General features: G+C 59.5%; 17 protein-coding genes. 9 read left to right on the top strand and 8 right to left on the bottom strand.

The window, feature by feature from the left end; all coding sequences use genetic code 11:
- The first annotated feature begins 988 nt into the window (after nt 1–988).
- Complete coding sequence (locus IVB32_RS12490; protein ID WP_018458866.1) at nt 989–1,204, top strand: hypothetical protein; 216 nt, start codon at nt 989–991, stop codon at nt 1,202–1,204.
- A gap of 179 nt (nt 1,205–1,383) precedes the next feature.
- Here the strand turns inward: IVB32_RS12490 and IVB32_RS12495 are convergent, their stop codons facing one another.
- Nucleotides 1,384–1,767 (bottom strand): hypothetical protein, encoded by a 384-nt coding sequence (locus IVB32_RS12495; protein ID WP_143274130.1) that lies wholly within the window; start codon nt 1,765–1,767, stop codon nt 1,384–1,386.
- Between the two features lie 941 nt (nt 1,768–2,708).
- Here IVB32_RS12495 and IVB32_RS12500 point away from each other — a divergent pair.
- Entirely contained in the window at nt 2,709–2,972 is a 264-nt protein-coding gene (locus IVB32_RS12500) for a hypothetical protein (protein ID WP_018458864.1), read from the top strand.
- Between the two features lie 102 nt (nt 2,973–3,074).
- Here the strand turns inward: IVB32_RS12500 and IVB32_RS12505 are convergent, their stop codons facing one another.
- Nucleotides 3,075–3,812 (bottom strand): metallophosphoesterase family protein, encoded by a 738-nt coding sequence (locus tag IVB32_RS12505; RefSeq protein ID WP_026233678.1) that lies wholly within the window; start codon nt 3,810–3,812, stop codon nt 3,075–3,077.
- 592 nt (nt 3,813–4,404) lie between these two features.
- On the opposite strand from IVB32_RS12505, the gene IVB32_RS12510 reads away from it, so the two are divergent.
- Nucleotides 4,405–5,835: an undecaprenyl-phosphate glucose phosphotransferase gene (locus IVB32_RS12510; RefSeq protein WP_018458862.1), complete on the top strand. Its 1,431-nt coding sequence runs from the start codon at nt 4,405–4,407 to the stop codon at nt 5,833–5,835.
- 37 nt (nt 5,836–5,872) lie between these two features.
- On the opposite strand, the gene IVB32_RS12515 is transcribed toward IVB32_RS12510, so the two are convergent.
- The 4 genes from IVB32_RS12515 to IVB32_RS12530 all read right to left on the bottom strand — a co-directional run bounded on the left by IVB32_RS12515 (nt 5,873) and on the right by IVB32_RS12530 (nt 9,775).
- Nucleotides 5,873–6,166: a hypothetical protein gene (locus IVB32_RS12515; RefSeq protein WP_018458861.1), complete on the bottom strand. Its 294-nt coding sequence runs from the start codon at nt 6,164–6,166 to the stop codon at nt 5,873–5,875.
- Between the two features lie 532 nt (nt 6,167–6,698).
- Entirely contained in the window at nt 6,699–8,930 is a 2,232-nt protein-coding gene (locus IVB32_RS12520; protein ID WP_018458860.1) for an AAA family ATPase, read from the bottom strand.
- 28 nt (nt 8,931–8,958) lie between these two features.
- Nucleotides 8,959–9,519, bottom strand: coding sequence for a hypothetical protein (locus IVB32_RS12525; protein WP_247371325.1), 561 nt, complete (start codon nt 9,517–9,519; stop codon nt 8,959–8,961).
- 58 nt (nt 9,520–9,577) lie between these two features.
- Nucleotides 9,578–9,775: a hypothetical protein gene (locus tag IVB32_RS12530; RefSeq protein WP_247371321.1), complete on the bottom strand. Its 198-nt coding sequence runs from the start codon at nt 9,773–9,775 to the stop codon at nt 9,578–9,580.
- 324 nt (nt 9,776–10,099) lie between these two features.
- Between IVB32_RS12530 and IVB32_RS12535 the strand changes: the two genes are divergently transcribed.
- Genes IVB32_RS12535 through IVB32_RS12550 form a run of 4 tightly spaced genes read left to right on the top strand, consistent with a single transcriptional unit; the run spans nt 10,100 to nt 14,868 of the window.
- Nucleotides 10,100–11,311 (top strand): acyltransferase, encoded by a 1,212-nt coding sequence (locus IVB32_RS12535; RefSeq protein WP_247371318.1) that lies wholly within the window; start codon nt 10,100–10,102, stop codon nt 11,309–11,311.
- A gap of 7 nt (nt 11,312–11,318) precedes the next feature.
- Complete coding sequence (locus tag IVB32_RS12540) at nt 11,319–12,662, top strand: hypothetical protein (RefSeq protein WP_204513785.1); 1,344 nt, start codon at nt 11,319–11,321, stop codon at nt 12,660–12,662.
- A gap of 8 nt (nt 12,663–12,670) precedes the next feature.
- Nucleotides 12,671–13,777 carry an acyltransferase gene (locus IVB32_RS12545; RefSeq protein ID WP_018458855.1) on the top strand — a complete coding sequence of 369 codons (1,107 nt, stop codon included), beginning with the start codon at nt 12,671–12,673 and terminating at the stop codon, nt 13,775–13,777.
- Entirely contained in the window at nt 13,774–14,868 is a 1,095-nt protein-coding gene (locus IVB32_RS12550; protein WP_247371316.1) for an acyltransferase, read from the top strand. The genes IVB32_RS12545 and IVB32_RS12550 overlap by 4 nt, the downstream gene beginning before the upstream one ends.
- Nucleotides 14,869–14,890: 22 nt before the next feature.
- Here the strand turns inward: IVB32_RS12550 and IVB32_RS12555 are convergent, their stop codons facing one another.
- Nucleotides 14,891–16,036, bottom strand: coding sequence for a glycosyltransferase family 4 protein (locus IVB32_RS12555; protein ID WP_247371314.1), 1,146 nt, complete (start codon nt 16,034–16,036; stop codon nt 14,891–14,893).
- A gap of 247 nt (nt 16,037–16,283) precedes the next feature.
- On the opposite strand from IVB32_RS12555, the gene IVB32_RS12560 reads away from it, so the two are divergent.
- Complete coding sequence (locus tag IVB32_RS12560; RefSeq protein ID WP_018458851.1) at nt 16,284–17,741, top strand: lipopolysaccharide biosynthesis protein; 1,458 nt, start codon at nt 16,284–16,286, stop codon at nt 17,739–17,741.
- Nucleotides 17,742–17,760: 19 nt separating this feature from the next.
- Nucleotides 17,761–19,122, top strand: a complete 1,362-nt coding sequence (locus IVB32_RS12565) for a polysaccharide pyruvyl transferase family protein (protein WP_247371311.1) — start codon at nt 17,761–17,763, stop codon at nt 19,120–19,122.
- A 16-nt stretch (nt 19,123–19,138) separates the two neighbouring features.
- Here IVB32_RS12565 and IVB32_RS12570 read toward each other — a convergent pair whose 3' ends face one another.
- Nucleotides 19,139–20,296, bottom strand: coding sequence for an acyltransferase (locus IVB32_RS12570; protein ID WP_247299642.1), 1,158 nt, complete (start codon nt 20,294–20,296; stop codon nt 19,139–19,141).
- Between the last annotated feature and the right edge of the window lie 16 nt (nt 20,297–20,312).

Here is a 20,312-nt window from a genome sequence, read left to right on the forward strand (position 1 = left end):
CGACCACCCATGAATCATTGAACAATTGATTCGGGAATCCTATAAATCGCGGCAAAATCAACAATCTGCCAAAGTAGTGCTAGGCTAGGGCCCTGCTGCCAGTTAAATTCGGCGACTGTTCGGGATTCCTCGCCGTGCGCAGACGCCGCCCCTGCACTGGCGGTGATCCACAGGCGATGCTTGCGCTATTCGCGCCACGGCATGCGGCACGGATCCGTAGCCCGCACATCGCCTGTTTCGTCCAGCCGTATGCACGCAAATTCCCTGTTCGCTAGCGATAAATTCCCTGTTCGGATTTGGCGGATCGCGCCCCGGATGCACTGAATTTCGAGGCAAATGTTCGCATTTTCATGGGATAGCGGCCTCACCGCAGGCGCGCTTTCCCTGTAAAATTCCCTGTTCGCAGGGAATTCGGACCGCGGCAGCGAAGGATCTTCCTGCGTCTGTCGTGATTGCTGTTCAAGCGCAGGGAGACGCATCCATGATCCGCAAACCTCTGTTCGTTGTCCTTGCCTGCATAGCATTCTCGTCGACAGCGTTCGCCCAAGGCGACGGTGGCGGCTCGGGTGGGGGAGCCGGCGGCGGCGCGTGTTCGGCGGCAAGCTCTGGTGCTGGGACAGGCACCTCGTCGAGCAGCGCGACCTCGGGCCCCTCGGCTCCTTCCGGCATAGGGACTCAAGGCACCACCACCGGCGCTAACGTGAACACGAGCAGCCCCAACCCCAGCCAGAACAATCCGAACGTCCAACCCCCAACCGCGAACGGAAAGACGCCGGCCGCCGCGCAAGCCGAGCGTAACTCCGGGGTTGGTCATTCAGCTAATGGTTTGCCGATCGGAAGCCCCGGATCAGGCACCAGCAACGAAGATCAGAAATAGGGCGATCTATTCATCAGCTCTCACCGAAAGGCCCACCGTTGTGGGCCTTTTCCTTCGAGCTATGGCTCCGAATAGATCGGACAGCCTGCGGCCAGTGTGTTAAGGCCGGGGATGAAAAAATTGATTTTGGCGATGCTGCTCATCGCGACGCCGGCCTTGGCGCAGCCCGAACCGCTAGCCCCGAAGGCCCCATTGACCGATCGCGAACGGGTTCAGGCCGATCGTGCGCAGGCCGCCACGCAGGAGAAGGACGCCCCGACCGCGCGGCCGTGGGACAGGGGCGCGGATGGCAAGCGGCCCTGGGACCGGGGTGCGCAGGCGAAGTAGCAGCGTTCCCGACGGGACCTCGAAAGCTTGCCGGCAATCGGCAGCAGCCTTCCGTGAGGATCCTTCCGCGACGGAACTGAGTTTAGGCGGCACGGGCTGGGGCTGCCTCAATTTCTCCATCGAGCCGTCCAGTGCAGCGACAGCGCTCCGGCTCCGCTTCCTCGCCAGTCGGCACGGCCCTATCTGACGGTCACTTCCACAGCGATGATCGAGGATCCGCGCTGCCTGCGGTTTTCGCCTGACACCGCAATTCGAAACCGGTCAGTCCCTGGACGTGAGGGGGCTTGGTAGCGAAATGACGGGCCGACGATCGTCACATGACCGGCACTGGGCGCCTCTGCCAGTTTAACTTCATCCAGAAGCTGAGTTCTGCCGCGCAGGCCTTGCAGGCATTCCGTGCCGGCTGGGATTGAAACAACCCAATACACGGTGTCGGAAAGCAGTACGAAGCGCTCGGGCCGCAAGGCGCATTCACCTGCGGCCGCAGCATGCGCTTGCAGCCAGTATCCCGCGATAAAACATAGGCTTGCCGCCGCTGTTTTGGGCCTCATGCTGCCGCCCATGCGGTGATCATGGTTGGATCGGCCAGGCAAGCTCAAACAAAATCGCCGCCACCGGCTGCCCGGTGTTGCGGCGATTCATGGGTGAACGCGGCTGGTCGCTAAACGCTATGCCGTTCACCGAGCGTACCAATACCCCCACCAGCGTTGCGACACAGGCCGGGCCTCCGCCTTGAGCGCGGCGACTTCCTCGACAGAGCGAAGGTTGGGGCCATAGATCGCAGGCGGGTAGACATCATCCCAAAACACGTAACCGGTTCGGAGGTGGGCCGACCGATGATGCGCAGGAGCAAGCGCGAGCTCCGCGGCTGAAGCTGCGGTCGTTATCAAAGCAAGGCCAAGAACAGAAAGAGCAATGGATGGAGCAAGGGTGCGGAAGTTCATTGGATCAATCCCTCTCGAAATGGGCGAGAAATAATGCGACGGCCTCTAAAAGGTTGCAAGCGCATCGTTCCATAGAATGGCTGCGAAATCCAGCTCTTCAGGTGCGCGAATCCACCTGGACGGGACAGAACAGATTTGAAGGTGACCATCCGTGTCGGTGCGTCCGGCCAAAAGATCGCGCTATCAGACAACTCAGATGCTGCTGCTCAGGACACGATCACGCGTGGGCAATCTTTTGGCAGCAGGAGAGCCACCAAGATCATCAGGAATCATGATGTCGACACACTGCTCACTCTTGACGAGCACTGCACTATTCAGGGACGACTCCTATGGCTTCTGCATTTGTCTTCGCCTTGATCTTCTGCGCCGGCGTCATGTCGGTCTATGCGCTGCGTCCCCGGCGGTCGCAACGAACGACGACGAACGAACCCTCCGGTACCTCGCGCAGAACAGCCCGATCGACTCCCAGCTCGGCATTCGGGCGCGTCCGACGTGCCTTTTAGGCCTCGTCCAGCGTGCGAGCGACACCTTTGTTCTCACGACCATAGGCGACACAGAACATGACCCAGCCGATGAGGGACGCACCGCGACGGTACATCGTGGACGGTACAGGACAGCGTGTCCTTTTCGGTTTGACGATCGCGGAAACCATCGAGTTCGAGACGTTGGACAAGCCCGACGCGCCCCTCGGCCCTGGCCTTCGCTTCGATCAGAACAAGCCGGGACAACGATGGCTGGAGCTCTACGCCAAGCATGAGCGGGCCTGGCGCAACTGGATGGCCGACACGCGGGCTGGAGGGGAAATGCCACTCGTGCTCAACTAGGTGATGCTCTTAGCTCGTGACCGCCGAGGCATTCCATTGGCTTCAGGAACAATCTTCCCGACGAATCGGGAGACATTCCCAGGCTAGTCATATCCTGGGCAGTCATACCGCGAGCATCCGGCTGCCTTGTATGCTCATGAGAGTTAGATTGCCCGTCGCGTAGGCGCCCGTATCGATGTTGACCCGGTTTGCCAGAACTTCGGCGGTGCGCACCGGCGTGTGACCATGAACGATATATTTGCCGAACTGCTCCTCACTCTGAAGGAACTCTTCGCGAATCCAAAGCAGGTCGCTTTCGCTTTGCTCGGCCAAGGGGACACCCGGGCGAACGCCGGCGTGGACGAAGAAAAAATCTCCACAGGTAAAGCTAAGCCGTAGTTCGTCCAGGAACTCCAGATGCTCACCCGGCATTGCGCGGATCAAATCGCGCATGATCGACGCTGGGTCGTCGCGCTTCAGGTCTGGCGGCGCGAGTCCATAGGACATGAGTGTCTGGGCGCCACCGATGCGAAGCCAATCTTCAAACAACGAAGGGTCTTCGAAAACCCTCACTAAAAATGCCTCGTGGTTTCCCTTGAGAAAAATCGAGTTTCCCCGCCGGCTTCGTTCGACCAAGAGGTCAAGCGTGGCGCGCGTGTCCGGGCCGCGATCGACATAGTCGCCCATGAACACCTCGATCGCATAGCGTGGCCGACTGTGGGCCAAGTCGGCGTCGATGACCCGCAGCATGGGCTGCAGCAAATGCGAGCAGCCATGAATATCCGAGATCGCGTAAATTCGGACGCCATCCGGCAGTTGCGGCCTATGAATCGGCGGGTGTGATTGGGCAAAAGATGTCATGGCGCGCACACTCGGTGAGGTGGTGGGGACAGTTTCGCCAAGTCGGTCCGCGGCCGGACCTTATTGAAGGGTGTCGCCTCTCAGACAGCCCGATTGCGCCGAAGGAAAGGAGGGTATTCGCTTGCTTAGCTTGTCGGCGCGCGCTGAGCAAATCAGGCAACTCTGCCGTGGGCTGCATCGCGCCCGGCAGCGGGAAGATGCCTGCCTCGCTGAAGACAGCTGGGCGGATACAGCTCTAGATCGTAATTCATCGGACTTCTACTAATCGAATCACATCGGTTGCGGAGTCACTCAATGTGGGCAACAGGCGCATCAAAGATGAGCTGCTATCGCTTCACGCAGGCGCCCCAGCGAATTCGACGCGGAACCTGATTCAAAATAGGGCAGCGAGTTTCGATCGTGTGTCAGCACTGTGACGTAGGTCTTCCGCGCCCATGACCTCTCAACAAAACGCGATGCATTCATGCATCGCAAAAGTTTCGCGTGCAGCGCCACAATATCGCTGTGATCACTTCACAGTTTGCGTTCGGGGAAGTGACGGATCTTCAGCATCACGGATCAGCGTCAAGCATTCTCGATAGCAGAGGTTCGAATGGCTGTTGCAACTTATGGTTCTGAAGGCGCTGGTGCACTGTCGTCAACGCGCGGCACGGCTCTTCAGCGGCCTTTTCAGATCGTCATCATCGCTGCCGACCTGCTGCTGATCCTGCTCAGTTATGGTGCAGGGGCGGCGCTCTACAATGTTGCGCTTGCCTCCACTGGCGACGGCGCGTCGATGGGGGCAGGATTGATTGTCGGCGTTGTGTTCGTCGCGGTCGCATATTCCCAGGACGTCTACGCCACGCACCGCTTGCTGAATCTGGTCTGGCAGCTGCGCAAGGCCGTCTTCATCTGGTTGGCGTCGCTGACGATCCTCGCTATGGCGGCATTTCTGCTCAAATCCACGGACAATCTGTCTCGCGGCACAGTGATCATTTTTGCTGCAATCGGAGGCGCCGGATTGATCAGTCTGCGCTTTGTCTGGCAGTTCGTACTCGCGACAAACTATGCCAGAAGCCGCTTGGTCGATCGCAAGGTGATCCTGTTGAGCCTGAAGCCGCTCGATTTCACCTCAAGCCGCTTCAAGGATTTGCGCAGAAACGGTTTCGACGTCATGCGTCATTTCGTGCTTGGGATCGACAGCGGCGACGGCCATTGGGAGCGACAGATTCGCGATGTCATTCGGCAATCGCGCCAGGCGGACGTCGATGAATATCTTCTAGCGATCGATTGGAACGAATTGCCGATGCTCCGAAAGATCGGGCCCTTCCTGCGCGCGGTGCCCCAACCGGTACGCCTTCTGCCGGATGATTCAATCGCCGACCTCGTGTCGCGCCCATTCCTGCCAGTCAGCGGGACCGTAGCGGTCGAGATTCAGCGGCCGCCGCTCAGTGTTTTCGAGCGTTTCCAAAAGCGCTGTCTTGATGTAGGGGTGGCCTTGTTGGCGCTCGTCATACTTGCACCGCTGCTGCTGACAGTCGCCGTTCTGATCAAGCTCGGATCGCCGGGAGCTGCCATCTTCCGCCAGTCGCGCCGAGGGTTCAACGGCAAGCCGTTCGAGATATGGAAATTTCGGACCATGACGGTCTGCGAGGACGGCCAGACGATTACCCAGGCCACCAAACGGGATGCTCGGGTCACCAAGATCGGGCGTTTCCTTCGCATGACAAGCATCGACGAGTTGCCGCAGCTTTGGAATGTCTTGCGCGGCGACATGTCCCTGGTCGGGCCGCGCCCGCATGCGCTCGCCCATGACAATTACTACGATGAACTCATCAGCAAATACGTCTACCGCCACCACATGAAGCCGGGCCTGACAGGCTGGGCTCAGGTCAACGGCTTCCGGGGAGAAACCCCGACGATCGACTTGATGGAAAAAAGGGTGGAATATGACGTCTGGTACGTCAGCAATTGGAGTATCTGGCTGGATCTGAAGATCATGGCGCGTACGGCCTCGACGGTCCTGTTCCAGGAAGCCTATTAGTAGGAGCCGCCTAGGTGGCGGCGGCACTTATCGGCCGTCAGCTTCCGTTGCCGGGGGTCTTCTTGAAGAGACGAAGGACGGCGTCCCGCAGCGCAAGCATTGGCGGCACAAGGACGAAGAACGCTCCCATGGCGACTGAGGCAACGACGTGACGAAGCGAAAAAGGCTCGTCATGCTCGAGCTCTCGGCGATTCGGATCGAGCGGGGCAGGCGCGAGAGTGGTCGCCAGCGGTCGGGATCCCCGGCGGGCCTTACGCGGGGGAACCACGATCAACACGAAAAGAATATTGAGCAACACCCAGATGCTCAGGACAATAAGAGCAATCACCATCCGAACCTGCCGAAAAAATGCGAAGAGTATGAGCGCACGTTAGCCCCCTGAACCTCGGAAGGAAAGGTGCTCAAAGATTCGGCAGTCCAGGTTGCGGTCACGATCAACAGCCCTTCGTGCCGGGGGCAGGTTTGTGCAGGCAACACGTCACTATCTACTATCTTTCGTCCGGATCGCCGTCGTCAATCCATGCCTTGGGCTATGGCAGAGATCGGCATTTGTGGATTCCGGATGAATACGGGGATTGGGCGCGTATCGGAGCCCGACGATGGGGTCACTTGGCCGGTTGGTTCCGACGTCGTCGCGGCCCCGGAACTCAAATAGAGCCCCGCTGACGCATCTTCGCCCCGCCTGGCGTCCCGCCCCACGGCTGCGAATTTCCGACGGCCCGTTTCGGTCGGCTCCTGCAGACGATGGGACCGAAAAGTGGGTCCCTGCAGTCTCTTCGGAAGGCTCCGCGGCGGCCGTCAGCAGGTCGGGGCCTGCGCTAGGGGCGCAGCCGCGGACTGTGCGGCTTGCTGCGCCCCTCGCTCTAGGAATGTTCGACGTAATAGCTGTTGCGGTGCTTACCCTTATACGCCTCGATGCGTCCAAGCATCTTCGGGTTGGCGCGATTGAGGACAGCACCCAGCAGCTTCTTCTGAAGGATCTCCGACCCCGAAATTGATTCTTGAAGCGCAGCTCGCGTGGTTGCTCCCCATTCGATCACATAGACCATTGCATCGATGAGGACGCTGAACGCTTTTGAGTCCGCCACCGGCATCACAGGCGCAAGATCGATAATGATATATTCGTAGTGTTCCCGGAGCATCGCGAGCAGGTCGGCCATTGGCCTCGATGCGATGACGTCGGCCGAATTGACCATGCGCGAAGCAACGATGGACGGCAGGAAATCGAGACCGGTCTCCTTGCTTCGTTGCACGTGATAGCTGAAGCCCGTGGGATCACTGAGGGCCTCGACCAGTCCGCTGTTGGCGTTCGGCGCGAGTTCCCGTGTGAGTGAGCGCGTATGCAGGTCGCCGTCGATGAGGATGGTGCGGTGACCTGTCATGGCAATCAACTGAGCGAAATTGGCCGCGACTGTCGTTTTTCCTTCCTTTGGCAGCGACGATACAATGCCGATGACCTTGATCTCTCGGGTCATGCGCGCAACGTCGATTGAGACCTTGATGTTGCGCAACGTTTCCGCAAACCGCGAGAACGGATGATCGACGACATAGCGGGATAGTCCCGCTTCGTCGGCTTTCGCGGATGCCGAAAGCAACGCGCGCGTCTTTGTCGGCGGGCGAATATCTGGGAGAACGCCAAGACACTTCACGCCGAGTTCGTCCTCGACCTCTCCGGGGGTCCGCAAGACGTCGTTGAGGAGCTCGCGCGCAAAGGCGGCGCCGAAGCCGAGGCAGAGGCCGCCGACCAAGCCTCCCACCAGGGCCAAAACCGTCCGCGGCGAGCTTTTGCGATCAGGCTTGGTCGCGGTGCTGATCAGGCGTGCCTCGCTGAGCGGGAAGCTCTGATTTTGGGTGGCGCTTTGCAGCTTCTCCAGGAAGTTGTTGTAGAGATTGCGATAGGTGTCGGCCGCGCTTTCGAGATCGCGCAGCTTGACTTCTGCCTGGCCGGTGTGACCCGCCTGGGCGACCAGCTCTTTCACGTTCTTATCGAGAGAAGCCTCTCGGCTTTTTGCGATCTCGTAGTCGCTGCGATAAGCGTCGCCAATCCGATGAAGCTCATCGGCGATATTCTTGCGCAGTTCCTCCATCTTGTTGGCCAAATTGACCGCTGCAAGATGGGTCTTGCCGTAACGCCTTGACCAATCGGCATATTGGGCCTGTAAATCGAGGTACTGGGCGCGCAGGCGCGTAATGACCGAGTTGTTAAGGGCGTCCGTCACGGTGGGTTGGGCGAGGTCTTGGTCGGAAATCGCTTCGATCCGATCGAGGCGCGCCTTGGCTTCGGCCGTGGCCGCCCGCGCCTGAACCAGCTGTGTATTCAAGTCCGACAATTGCTGCTCGGACATGAGGCCGCGGCTGGTTCCGACGATATTGTGCTCTGCCTTGAAGGTTTGCACCGCGCGGTCGCTGGCCGTCGCCTGCTCGCTGAGCTCGACGCTCCGCTGCTGGAGCCATTCGGTCGCCCGTTTAGTGGACTGGTATTTTGCTTCCAGTGCACCCACGATGTAGGCATCGGCGATCGCATTTACGATCTTGACTGCCTTGTCCGGGCTGTGTGCGCGATAATTGAGCGACAAGACGTATGTGGTCAGGACGCGCTCAACCCTCAGACTCTTTTGAATCGATTCGACCACGGCATGTTCGATCCGCTCCTGTGTAGGCGGTTCGCCGGATTCGAACACTGACATGATCTTGCCGGTAACGACGGCGAGAAGTCCTGGATTGGATCCGTTGAATTCCGGATCCTCGGTGAGCCGCAGGCGGCGAACGATTGACAGGATAAGATCGTCAGAATTGATGACTTCGACCTGGCTGTCGACATAGCCAGTGTCGATCAGAGCGCTGTTGGTCCCGCTGTCCTTGTCCAGAACCTGGGTTTGCCGGGTGTCCATCATGATACGGGCGTTTGCCGTATACATCGGCTTTGCCAGAACCAGATAGACGATGACCAGAGCCAGCGACGCGCCAACTGCCGCAGCGATCAGCGGCCATTGCCGACGAAGGACATCAGTGACACGGTCAAAGCTGAGGACCGCGCCGCCAAACTCGATGCCAAACCGGTGTCCCGATTGGAAGTGTTCTCTAGGCTGATACATCTGAAATTCGCTGCCTTAATGGTCAGGATCAATTCGGGAGGGGAACAGGTTTGAATGGATTGGCCAGTTTGGTCTTCCATTCGCCTTCCAACAGCGCTCCGCCCCGAGGCTGCGTCGGCTTGTTGTCTCTCGGCTGCAAGTGGGCGCTGGAGCCATCTTCTCCCGCCGCGGAATAGCCCGCCTGCACGGCGAGGTCACCGACTCGCTGCGTGAAATCCCTAATCTTGCGCGCAGCGTCCGGTTTCGTTGACGTGCACAGCGCTTCTGCGAGCCGCAGCGCCGCGCCGATGGTCGAGCGGTCGGGGGAAGCCGATTCGGAAATGAGCGTCTGCACCGACGGCAACACCGATGGATTGGTCGCGATATATGAAGAAAGGCGAGCCCTCAGCTTCTCTTTGTCGTTGCGTAGCCGTTCCAGAAGCGAAGACGGCGCCTTCACGAAGGCGTCGAGTTCGGTTTGTGAGGCGCGGTCCGAGAATCCGACGCATTGAGCGCGGGTCGGACCGACGCCCGATGCGATCAGAGCAAATCCCGTCAAGATGATGGGTTGCCATCTCGGCTTCGTACGACGCGTCACTTCGCAGCTCATCCGTGTCCCTTCGTCGTTGCTGCAAACCAGTACACGCGAAGAGTGGCAGCCAACTGTGTCAATTTTTGTGCGATGCAAAAGCGGGTTTCATTCGGTCGCGCTTGCCATCGATTGCTACATCAGGTGCTTTACCTTTCGTCGGTTGTGCAAGTACGATTTGCAATGCCTGCGAGATCGGCACAATGGCGCCTGCGATTTTTGCAGTTTGAAGATTTATGAGGCGGTCGCAAAAAATCTTGTCGCGAAATTGACACACGAAAATTTTCCAGCGAGCAGCGCGTGGATAGCGCCTGGATCAAGAAACATCTTCTGTACAGGCTAAATCGCAACACCGCCGGGTTTCGCGCATACTTTGTTCGCAAATGCTCGCGACCATGCCCCGGCGAGTCAGTTCGTTCGTCCCGATGCTCCTCGATCAGCAAAAATGGCGCAAAGTTGTCGCGCGCATGTTCGAATGACAGAGAGCGTTGAATTTATCGCCGGTCGTCATGCGTCATACGCGAATCCCCGATCGTGATGATTGAAAGCACGCAAAGACCTGATACAGACTGCTGCGGTGCAACAGCTACGGAATGTCGATGTGACGGAGTTGGTTCATCGTGAGAAAGCGCATGTCCTGCCGCTCGACAGCATCCGGGGTATCGCCGCGACATCTGTGGTGATCCACCATCTCCTGCTGATGCCGACCTTTCTCGCGGCATTCCCACACAATGCGTGGATCAATTGCTCGTTCTTCAGAAGCGCGTGGCTATTGGTCGACTTGTTCTTCGTTCTCAGTGGCATCGTGATGTCGTTGAGCTACGTCGAGGGCGACTTCGGACGCTTCTCGCTGCGCGAATTCGTGGTGCGGCGTTTGGCGCGGGTCTATCCGCTTCACATCGTCATGCTGATCGCAAACCTGCTGTTCCGCCTCCTGCGTATCGGCTTGGTCGCCGCAGGCGTCGTGGTTGCCGCGCCGACCGCCTTTGAGGTGAACAATACCTATTCCTTCCTGCTCAACGTCTTTCTCCTGCATTCGGTGGGACTGATCGACTATCTCAGCTGGAACGCTCCGAGCTGGAGCATAAGTGTCGAATTCTACACCTACCTGGTGTTCGGCCTGATCGTCCTGCTGGCCCAGCGCATGCGTTCGCTGTCGTGGTTCTACGCCGTCTCCGGGCTCGTCGCGGTCGCAAGTCTTGTCGTGATCGTCTTCGTGCTCGACAAGAGGAGTCTGGGACTCCAGACCGATTTCGGCATTCTTCGCTGCTTTGTGAGCTTCTTCCTCGGTGTCTTGACCGTCAGGATCGTTCGTCGGCTGCCAGGCAAGCCGAGCCCTGCCGTGCAGGGAGGGCTGCAGTTGATCGCCATGATTGCCAGTATCGTCCTGGTCAGCCTCGCAGAGACCAATCCGGCGACCACCTTCCTGGCGCCGCTTGTTTTCGCAGCCTTCCTTGGCACGCTGCTGGCGTTTCCGGATGCGTTGCTGGTGCCGAAGATTCTGGTGGCGCGGCCGCTGGTGTGGCTGGGGCGCAGATCCTACTCCATCTATATGGTGCATGCGCTCGTGGTGCTCTTCGCGGAGTACTTCGTGCGGGCACTTGGGCCACGGCCGATCGCGGCGCTCGATTCGATCTGGACGGGGCTGCCGGCGACGCTGAATCTCGTGATCTCCCTGGCCGCTGTACTGGTAGTTTCGAACTTCAGCTATCTCTACATCGAGAGTCTTGGCGGTAAGCTGCTTCGGAATGCCCTTGGAAGCCGGCCCGATTTTTCGCCATCTCCGGCGGCATCGGCGCGGCTGACGAATTGAGGCGAGCATGACGGCCCTTGCGCTGCAGCGCCCGCAGATCACGCTGGTCAGCCTCAACATCGAGGCGATCGCGCTCGGGGTTTATCTGGTCCGAGACGCCTTCGGCGGCGTGATCCGCTACTACACCAGCATCTTTCATCTGGACACGCTCTGGTACCTGCCCGACGGCGTCGCGCTGCTGTGTCTGGCCCAGTTCTTCGTGCATTGCATTTTGGGCAATCGCAGCACCCTGGCGCTCCTGGTGTTCGCGCAGATCATGCTGTCGCTGGTGCTCGGCTACTTCATGATGGGCACTGCGACCGCCGCGATCTCGGCTTTCAAGATGATGCTGCCGGTGTTTGTCGGATTCTGTTTCTGCGATTCGAGCCTGGGTTCCTACCGAAAGCTGCTGTCGATCATCGCCGTGACCTTCTATCTCTCCGTCATCGGCGTGTTGTTGACCAAGTTCTACCTCATGCCCTGGGTCGGCTACAAATATGAATCCTTTGGCGCCGTGCGTGAGGCGGGCCGGCTATGGTGGGCCTATGGCGGTGACGATCAGCGCCTGATGGGCTTTGCCGCCGACAATACCATGGCCGCATTCTTCATCCTCGTGTCGTTTGCGATCACGTCGATCCGCAAGAGCACGCTGTGGTGCCTTTTGTACGGCTCCCTGGCGGTTTACGTCATTCGTCTGACCACCAGCAAGACGACCATGATCGTTCTCGTGCTGTACCTGGTGCTGCTGGTGATCGTGCGAATGCTGCCGGAGAAGTCGCGTTTCCCCGCGATCCGCGCGATCGCGTTGTGGTCGTTCGCTGCGATCCTCGTTCCGTTCTTCATGATCGTGGTCGCATCGGGCACCGCAGCAGTGCCGCACTCGACCTTGTTCAGCATTCTCGACCGCATCAATAACAGCTGGCAGCTGCCGTTCGTCTACATGAGCCAGCTGATGCCGATCGGTCTGGTAACCGGCTGCGGCGCGGGTTGCTTCAACTATCCGCAGAAGCTTTTCTCGCCGCTCGCGGCGTACTGGGTACCGGTCGACAACTTCTACATCGGAACATACCTGATGTTCGGGCTTCCGTTCGTCGCATTCATGGTGATGGTGTTCCGCGCCAACTTCGGAGCGACCGACGTCTACAAGCTGACGCTGCTCTTCGTGGTCAACCTGTTTACCATCACCGTCCTGAACTACGGTCCAGCATCAGGGCTCCTGATCATCGCATTGAGCTTCAGCGAAGTATTCTCCCGGCGGGCGACCTCCGCACGGGCAGCCGATACCGTTCCGATAGAATTGCCGCGGCCGATCCGCTCATTGGAGGGTCTCGGCGTAGATATGCCAGGGACGGCAGCGCGTGGGAGCAGATGAGACAAACGATGCATAGACGGCTTGCATTCATCGATACGCTGCGCGGCATTGCCGTGTTGGCGGTGCTGTTCCAGCACGTGTTCGAGGTGATCGTCCAGAAGCACCCCACCGGCGCGTATTACTGGGTCTTCCACGATGCGATCGGCTACTACATGAACTTCGGCCGGTTCGGAGTCGTGCTGTTCTTCTTCGTCAGCGGATTCGTCATCCCGTTCAGTTTTCCGGACAGTGCTACTCCTGTGCGCGATTTCACGATCAGCCGCTTCTTTCGGCTCTACCCGGCGTACTGGACGTCGATGGTGATCGGGCTCGTCACGATGCAGGTGCTGGAGGCCAATGCCTACCCGTTGTCGCAGGTCATCGCGAACGTGACGATGCTGCAGACTTTCGTGAACATCCCGAACCTCTGGATCTTCTACTGGACGTTGGCGATCGAGCTCCTGTTCTATGTCGGATGCACCATTCTTTTCGCGATGGGATTGCTGAACCGGCGCTTTACTGCAGTTGCGATTGTCATTGCTGCGGCGCTGGTCGGGACCGCCGCAGCACTTCTGATCGAAAGCAGGACGGTGTCGTCGCTGATGGAGGTTGGGCTGAACCTTTCGGCGATGTTCCTGGGCAAGGTCATCCGCGACACCGTCATCGGCGGAAAGCTGCGATGGCCGCACGTCGCCGTTTGTACGGTGTTCTATGCGATCTTCGCCATCACGCTGGCGGAGAGGCGGTTCGGCGGCGTCTATCAGGAGAACTTCTTCTACAGCTATTCGATCGGGTCGGCTTATGTCTGCGCAGCGCTCGTCTTCATCGCGTTTGCGGCGTTCGGTGAGAGGATGGCCTGGCGCTCGATGGCGTTCGTGGGAACCATCAGCTATTCCGTCTATTTGATGTCGCCGTTCGTGATCGTCTGGATCCATCGCCTCGTCTGGCTCGGTGATGGACCGCTGGGATGGGCCGCTTTCGCCGCGCTGGTCGCAGCATTGTCAATTCTGGTCAGCTGGTCGACATATGCGTTCGTCGAGAAGCCCAGCATCTCGTTCGGCCAGAGGTTCCGGTCGAAGCGCAGGAGGGCGGTCGTTCTCGAGCCGGCGCTCAGCGCGCAAGGGGCAGCTGAGTGATCGAAAAAACGCGCCAGCCGAATGCCGGATACGACGGATCTTTCGTTCCCTCCGTCCAGGGACTTCGTGGCATTGCGGCGCTGAGCGTGCTGATGGATCATTTCTACGACATGCCAAAGGGAGGCGTGTACGACATTCCGGATCCGGGCTTCCTGCCGCCGCTCTGGCTCTGGTTGCAATCGGTGATCAATGTCGGCGGCCACGGTGTCGAGCTGTTTTTCATGATCAGCGGCTTCCTGATCCCGGCCAGTCTGGTGCGGCACGGCTCGCTGCCAAGGTTCTTCTTCGACCGTGTCCTGCGCATCATGCCGGTGTTCGTCGTGCTGCATCTCGCGCTGTTCGTGATTGGCCCGATCGTGGGCTACAAATTCTTCCGCGGGATCGATCTGACCGGTTATCTCGCGATCTTCACGGCCAATCTGTTCTTCGTGCAGGACGCTCTCGGCTTGCCCATCGCTCAGCAGAATGCCTGGACCTTGACTTACGAATGGGCGTTCTACATCTGGTTCGGGCTGACATTCTCGGTGTGGCGCATCGGAGGGAGAATGCTGGCGGCGCCCCTGATCTTGCTGGGCGTGGCCTGTCTCCTGCATTGGCCGATCACGGCGTTCTTCTGCATTGGCATGCTTCTCAGCGCCACGGGTTGGCGCATCTCCATTCCGGGACCTCTTGGCTTGATGGCGGGCCTGACGTGCGGGGTCGCCATGTACGCGAGCCTGGTGCTGTTTCACCCGTTCGTAGGTCTTATTCCGGGCCTTTTGCTGTTCGCCATGGTGCTGGCCCCGGACTCCGGTCTCGCCAGGGCGCTCAGCACGCCGGCCCTGCAGTATGTCGGCAAGATAAGTTACAGCCTTTATCTCGTGCACCCGTTCGTCCTGTTTCCGTTACAGGTGATCGGGCTCAAGCTCGTCGCTGTCGGTGTCGACCGCTGGCTGCTGTGGGCAGCATTCATCCTGCTGGGATCGTTGATGTCGCTGGTTGCAAGCGCGATCACCTACGAGCTGATCGAGGTGAGGCTGAGACGATTGTTGGATGGCGCGGTCCGCGGCATGTTCTTTCGGTCATTGAGCAAGATGGAACAGTCCGCCTAGAAGATCGCAATATAAGTCACGATCAGCTCACGGTACGGCCGGCAAGCTTGCGGTAGGATGGCAACAGGCCATCGGCGATGCGATCCCAGTTCAACTGGCCCGCCGCTGTCTGCCGTGCACCGTCGGTCAATGTCGCGGTAAGCGATTTCGAGGTCAGGACGCGTTCGAGCGCATCGGCCAAGGCGGCAGCATTACCAGGCGGGACCAGAAGCCCGTTCACGCCGTCTGTCACGACGTCAGGAATGCCACCGGTGGCGCTGGCGACGACGGGACGGGAATTCCCGTAAGCAGACGCCAGCACGCCGCTCTGCGTCGCATCCTTATAGGGCAGGGCGACCACGGTCGCAGACTGAAATAATTGTCCCGTATCTTCGGGCGAGATATAGGCATCGATCGTTTTGACCGTCGGCATGGCCTCCATGCGCGCGCCGAGCCGCGTCATCTCGGGACCGCGGCCCGCGACGATCGCTTCGTGCGCCACGCCGCGCCGGTCCAGCAGGTCGATCGCATCGATGAAGATGTCCAACCCCTTGTAAGCCCACATCCGCCCAAAAAACAGGATTCGTGCAGATTCGGGTTCGATGGCCGCGGCGCGCGTCGGGGGCACCATGAGCACGCCGTGCATGCTGGAGACGATTTCTCCATTAAAGTCCGGCGTCGCATGGCGGAAATCTGCAATGCAGCTCTCGCCGTGCGTCGTGACGACTGACGCTGCCGCGCGCATGCGCGCGCGCCAGCCGTCCTCGCGCGGAGAGGTGCCCGAGCCGCCTTCCGAATGAGGAATTGCGTCGTGAACGGTCAGCACCAGCGGGATTCCAAGCGGACGCAGGAACTGGATCAGCTTGGATGTGTAGACTTCCGGAACTTCGTGACAATGAACCACGTCTGGACGAAACGAAATTATGTCCATGAATGAAGCTGGAATGCCGATGGCGCCGGCGCGGCGCAGGCTCAAATCGCGGATCCTTGTGTTGAAGGGTGTCGTCACCGCGATATCGGCCAGTTCCCACTGCTGGTTCGCATCCTTGCGGTTGAGGACGAGGCGAACATCGCAATGGCGCGCCAAGCCCGACGCGAGCCGGTAGGAATATTCTGCAAAATGCGGCGCGTAGATCGCCACGCGCAAGCGCCTGGAGTTGCGATTGAAGGCGGTGGTAGGCGAATTCATCAAGGCATCCATTTTGCATCACATCGCTGAGCCGGTTGGAGTGTAGTCCACGATTTGAACTCACTTCCACGCTAAATCGGATGATAGATGGTGCTCATCTGATTGCCATAACGTCGTCGTACTGCTGCGCGATTGCTGCCGCCATCGGGACGGAGTGGAAAAGGGCGACGTCACGCGCGGTCATCGATTCCCTGTTTGTCTAGCGGGCGATTGTGATTGGATCTGTCGGAATTGGGTCGATTTTTTGATGAACGTCACTCCGGGCAAACAACATCAGGTCGTGGTCGCGTTGTTGTGGTCGCTGGCGCAGAACTGGGGCGGCCGTGCGCTGTCATTTGTTCTGTTCTTGATATTGGCGCGGCTGCTCAATCCTGCGGATTTCGGTCTTGCCGCGCTGGTTGGCTTCATCCTGCTGCTCCTGAGCTCCATTTCCGAATTCGGGTTCGGTGACGCGTTGATCCAGCGACGCACGCTCGAGCCTGCGGACGTGACACTGCCATTTTTCTGCTCACTGGCGGCATCGGTCCTCCTTGCCGTTCTCATCGCCCTGCTGGCGACCGATATCGAGCGTTGGCTCGACGTGAAGGGACTTGCGCCGCTCTTGACGGCTGCGAGCCTCTCGCTTCCGATCGGTACCGCCACGCTGTTCCAGGAGGCGCTCTACAAGCGCCAGATGGATTTTCGTGTGCTTGCGCTCAGGACCATGGTGGCGACCGCGATCTCCGGAGTGGTCGGGATCGCCTGTGCCTATGCCGGGTTCGGTGCCCTCAGTCTCGTGATCCAGGTGGTCGTTCAGAGCGCGGTCAGCGGCCTGTGGCTCTGGAGCCAGCCCAGATGGCTCCCGATGCGCGGCTACGATCTGAAGAGCTTGCGCGAACTCTCCGGCTACAGCATCCACGTCGTGTCGAACAGGCTGCTGGACTTCGCCATCGTGCGTACGATCGACATGATCATCCTGTCGCTTTATGGCGTCGCGGCCTTGGGCATCTACACGGTGGGCGCGCGGGTCTACATTATCCTGATGCAGTTGCTGACACAGGCGGTCATGGACGTCGCGCTGAGCGCACTGTCCAAGATCGCGCATGAGCGTCACCGTATTGCCGACGCCTATCTGCGAAGCGTGAGCCTCGGAGCATTGATTGGCTCTCCGGTCTTTGTGCTCCTGGCGGCGATCGCGCCGGAGTTCTCCCTGCTGCTGTTCGGCTCAAAATGGGCCGGCAGCGAAGCCGTGATGAGGCCGCTGATGCTCATCGGCGCGATTCAGACGGTGCAGTTCGTGAACAGCGCCTATTTTGGCGCCATGGGCAAGCCCAACTACGTCTTCCTGCTGAACATTCTCAAATTCGCCACGGTGGTACCCGCAATGTTCCTGCTGCCGTCGCACGACATTGGTCAGCTGGCCACCATCTTCGCTGTCGCGCAGCTCGTGGTGACGCCCGTGACGTTCGCGCTGGCGCTCAGGCTGCTGGGCCTGAGCTGGAACCAGTTTCTGCGGCCCGTCGCAGGCTGTCTTTGCGCCATCCTTCTGGCTTATGGCGCAGTTGCGCTATGCCGCGAAGCGACCCCGGACATGAATCCCTATTTGCGGATAGGACTGCTCTCGTCATGTTTCGGGGCGACCTATCTGATGAGCATCTTGCTGTTCTGGCGAAAGCAGCTGTTCTCCCTGATCGCTTTCGTCGTGAAGCGTGGTGCGACCGCTTGATGAAGACGAGGAAGACGTCGTGAAGCAATTGATTCCGGTACCCGTTCGCAAGCATCTCCGAGGCTGGCTCAACAGCGCGAAGAACACGCCCTTTGCGGTCGATCTGCTCGAGTTGCGCAGGTGGCAGATCGCCAGGAAGGCTATCGGCGGCAGTGCCGCGCCGCGCAACAACCCGCGCCGGCTCGTCCTGCTCCCGTCCGACCCCTGGAGCATTCATCAGTCGCGCGGCGATGAGGCCATGATCGAGGCGGCCGTCGGCGAGATGAAGCAGGCCCATCCGAACATCGAGGTCTACATTGTCACCGCCACCAAAGCGGCAAGCGCGGAAGTGCGCGCAATGGGGTTCAAGCCGCTCGAATTTTGGAGGCAGCCGTTTTCCTATATGACGGTGGCGCAGGAGCTTTCTCTCACCAGGCCGGATTTCGGAATGGTTCTGGGGGCAGACGTGCTGGACGGCTACTATTCCCCCGTGGACGCCGCTCGCATGCTGCTCGTCGCCGATCTCATGGCAGCGTGCGGCGCCAAGGTCAGCGTGCTCGGATTCAGCTTCAACTCCCGTCCGGCCAAGGCATTGCGCGAGGTGTTTCGGCTGCTCGATCCCGGCGTGGTCTTGAATTTGCGCGATGCACTATCTCTTCAGCGCTTCAAAGAGTTCGCCCCGAATCGTGCGTACCTCGTCGCTGATTCCGCATTCATGCTGGTGCCACAGGCGGAGACCGCGGCTGTGAAGCAGATTGCGGCCGCGATTGCGGAGCAGCGCAGGCAGGGACGCGACGTCTTTGTCTTCAATATCCACCCGATGTTGTTCAGGAAATCCGAGCCGGCCAAGCTACGGCGAATGATCGAACTCGCGGCGAGCGCAATCGAGCGCATGTCTCGAGAGCATAACGCGAGCTGGATGTTGCTCGCGCACGACTATCGTCCGGAGATCGCCGACGACAATTGCCTTCGACCGCTGGCCGGTCGCCTGAGCGCAGCGCTGGGCAACCATGTTCATCATGTCGAGCACGTGCTGTCAGCGAGCGAGATCAAGGCAGTCGTCGGTCTGGTGGACGGCGTCGTCACCGGCCGCATGCATCTTGCGATTGCGGCTCTCGGACAGGGAACGCCGGTTGCGGCGATCACATACCAGGACAAGTTCCAGGGCCTGTTCGCTCATTTCGGTGTGAGCGAATCGCTTCTTCTCTCACCTGAGCAACTGCTCGCGGGAGACAATCTCGAGAAGTTTCTGCTGAGGTTCCTCGGCGCCTACAAGACGGCTGGCGCGCAGGTCCGCAATATGCTGCCGGCAGTCATGGAGCTGTCGCGCGCCAACATCGCTCCGCTGCGGGGCGATGGTTTGATGTCGGTTGACGCGGTGTCCGACGGTAAGGTCGCCTGAGGGAAGCGGGCGGACGTCAGTTGGCGGCCTGCTCCGTCTCGTCGAAACGCACGGACGTCTTGGTGCCAGACGTCTTGTTGGTGGCAGGCGTCTTGGCGGACGATTGCACTTTGCGCGGCGATCCAAATCCGATGTCGGCCCCACGATTGATCAGCCGCCGCGCCGGGTTCTCGAAATAGGCATAGGTGCGATCGGCGATGATGGTCAGGATCGCGCAGCACGCGAGAGCAAAGAGGCCAAATTGATCCGGACGCAGACCAAGCGACGCCCACAACGGCTTGAATACGGCGATGAGGACGGCGTCGTGCAGCATGTAGATCGAATATGAAGTGTTGCCGAGCCGCCCGAGGAGGCGGCTGCCCGGAATTTGCACGAAAGCGCTCTCCCCGACGGCGGTGAGCAGGATCGCGCAGGAGAACAGAATGATGGCCAGATCCGGCTTGGCGAAGATGTTCAGGACAAGCACGGAGATCCCGAACAGGGCGATGCCGGCGAAGACGACCGGCTTGTGCCGATACGGGTGCGACAACCTGAACAATATGGCGAGCAGGATTCCATTCAAGAAGCTCGGCAGCGCACGGAGCATCCCGTAGTCATAATTGGCTCCATACATCTGCGATCGTTCTTGCCAGATCGGCAAATGGCCGTGGGCCAGGACCAGATAGAGCGCAGCGACGATGGCGGCCAGCACCAGCGGATGGACCTTGCGTGCAAGCAGCATAAGCAGGGGAAAGATCAGATAGCAGAAGAATTCCGCGCTGATCGACCAGGACGGAGAGTTGAAGCTCAAATGATCGGTAACGCCCCAGGCCTGAAGCAGCACGAGGTTGTACAGGAAGTCCAGCGGCGTCGACCTCGCCGATCGGTCCAGACCGAACCCGATCAGCAATACGAACACGAGTAAAGTCAGAAAATGCAGCGGATAGATCCGCGCAATGCGGCGGATCATGAACCGGGAATATGCCTTGAGACCACGCGCGTCAGACGGATAGGAATAGGAGATCACGAACCCGGACAAGATGAAGAACATGTCCACGAAAAGGCCATAAGATCCGTTCCAGATCGGCGCGATACCGCTGTCGATGGTCTTCAGATGGAAAATGAAAACGCCGAGAGCGGCAACGAAACGATAGAAGTCGAGAACGACGAACCGTCTTGCTTCATTGGCTTCCATCGCGTGTCGAATTCCT

Source organism: Bradyrhizobium sp. 23 (genome assembly GCF_023073295.1).
In the GTDB taxonomy this organism is placed as follows: domain Bacteria; phylum Pseudomonadota; class Alphaproteobacteria; order Rhizobiales; family Xanthobacteraceae; genus Bradyrhizobium; species Bradyrhizobium canariense_D.

Excerpts from the sequence above, each read along its gene's own strand:
- IVB32_RS12490 (WP_018458866.1), top strand. The coding sequence starts at position 989 with ATGAAAAAATTGATTTTGGCGATGCTGCTCATCGCGACGCCGGCCTTG.
- IVB32_RS12495 (WP_143274130.1), bottom strand. The coding sequence starts at position 1,767 with ATGGGCGGCAGCATGAGGCCCAAAACAGCGGCGGCAAGCCTATGTTTT.
- IVB32_RS12500 (WP_018458864.1), top strand. The coding sequence starts at position 2,709 with ATGACCCAGCCGATGAGGGACGCACCGCGACGGTACATCGTGGACGGT.
- IVB32_RS12505 (WP_026233678.1), bottom strand. The coding sequence starts at position 3,812 with ATGACATCTTTTGCCCAATCACACCCGCCGATTCATAGGCCGCAACTG.
- IVB32_RS12510 (WP_018458862.1), top strand. The coding sequence starts at position 4,405 with ATGGCTGTTGCAACTTATGGTTCTGAAGGCGCTGGTGCACTGTCGTCA.
- IVB32_RS12515 (WP_018458861.1), bottom strand. The coding sequence starts at position 6,166 with ATGGTGATTGCTCTTATTGTCCTGAGCATCTGGGTGTTGCTCAATATT.
- IVB32_RS12520 (WP_018458860.1), bottom strand. The coding sequence starts at position 8,930 with ATGTATCAGCCTAGAGAACACTTCCAATCGGGACACCGGTTTGGCATC.
- IVB32_RS12525 (WP_247371325.1), bottom strand. The coding sequence starts at position 9,519 with ATGAGCTGCGAAGTGACGCGTCGTACGAAGCCGAGATGGCAACCCATC.
- IVB32_RS12540 (WP_204513785.1), top strand. The coding sequence starts at position 11,319 with ATGACGGCCCTTGCGCTGCAGCGCCCGCAGATCACGCTGGTCAGCCTC.
- IVB32_RS12545 (WP_018458855.1), top strand. The coding sequence starts at position 12,671 with ATGCATAGACGGCTTGCATTCATCGATACGCTGCGCGGCATTGCCGTG.
- IVB32_RS12555 (WP_247371314.1), bottom strand. The coding sequence starts at position 16,036 with ATGAATTCGCCTACCACCGCCTTCAATCGCAACTCCAGGCGCTTGCGC.
- IVB32_RS12560 (WP_018458851.1), top strand. The coding sequence starts at position 16,284 with ATGAACGTCACTCCGGGCAAACAACATCAGGTCGTGGTCGCGTTGTTG.
- IVB32_RS12570 (WP_247299642.1), bottom strand. The coding sequence starts at position 20,296 with ATGGAAGCCAATGAAGCAAGACGGTTCGTCGTTCTCGACTTCTATCGT.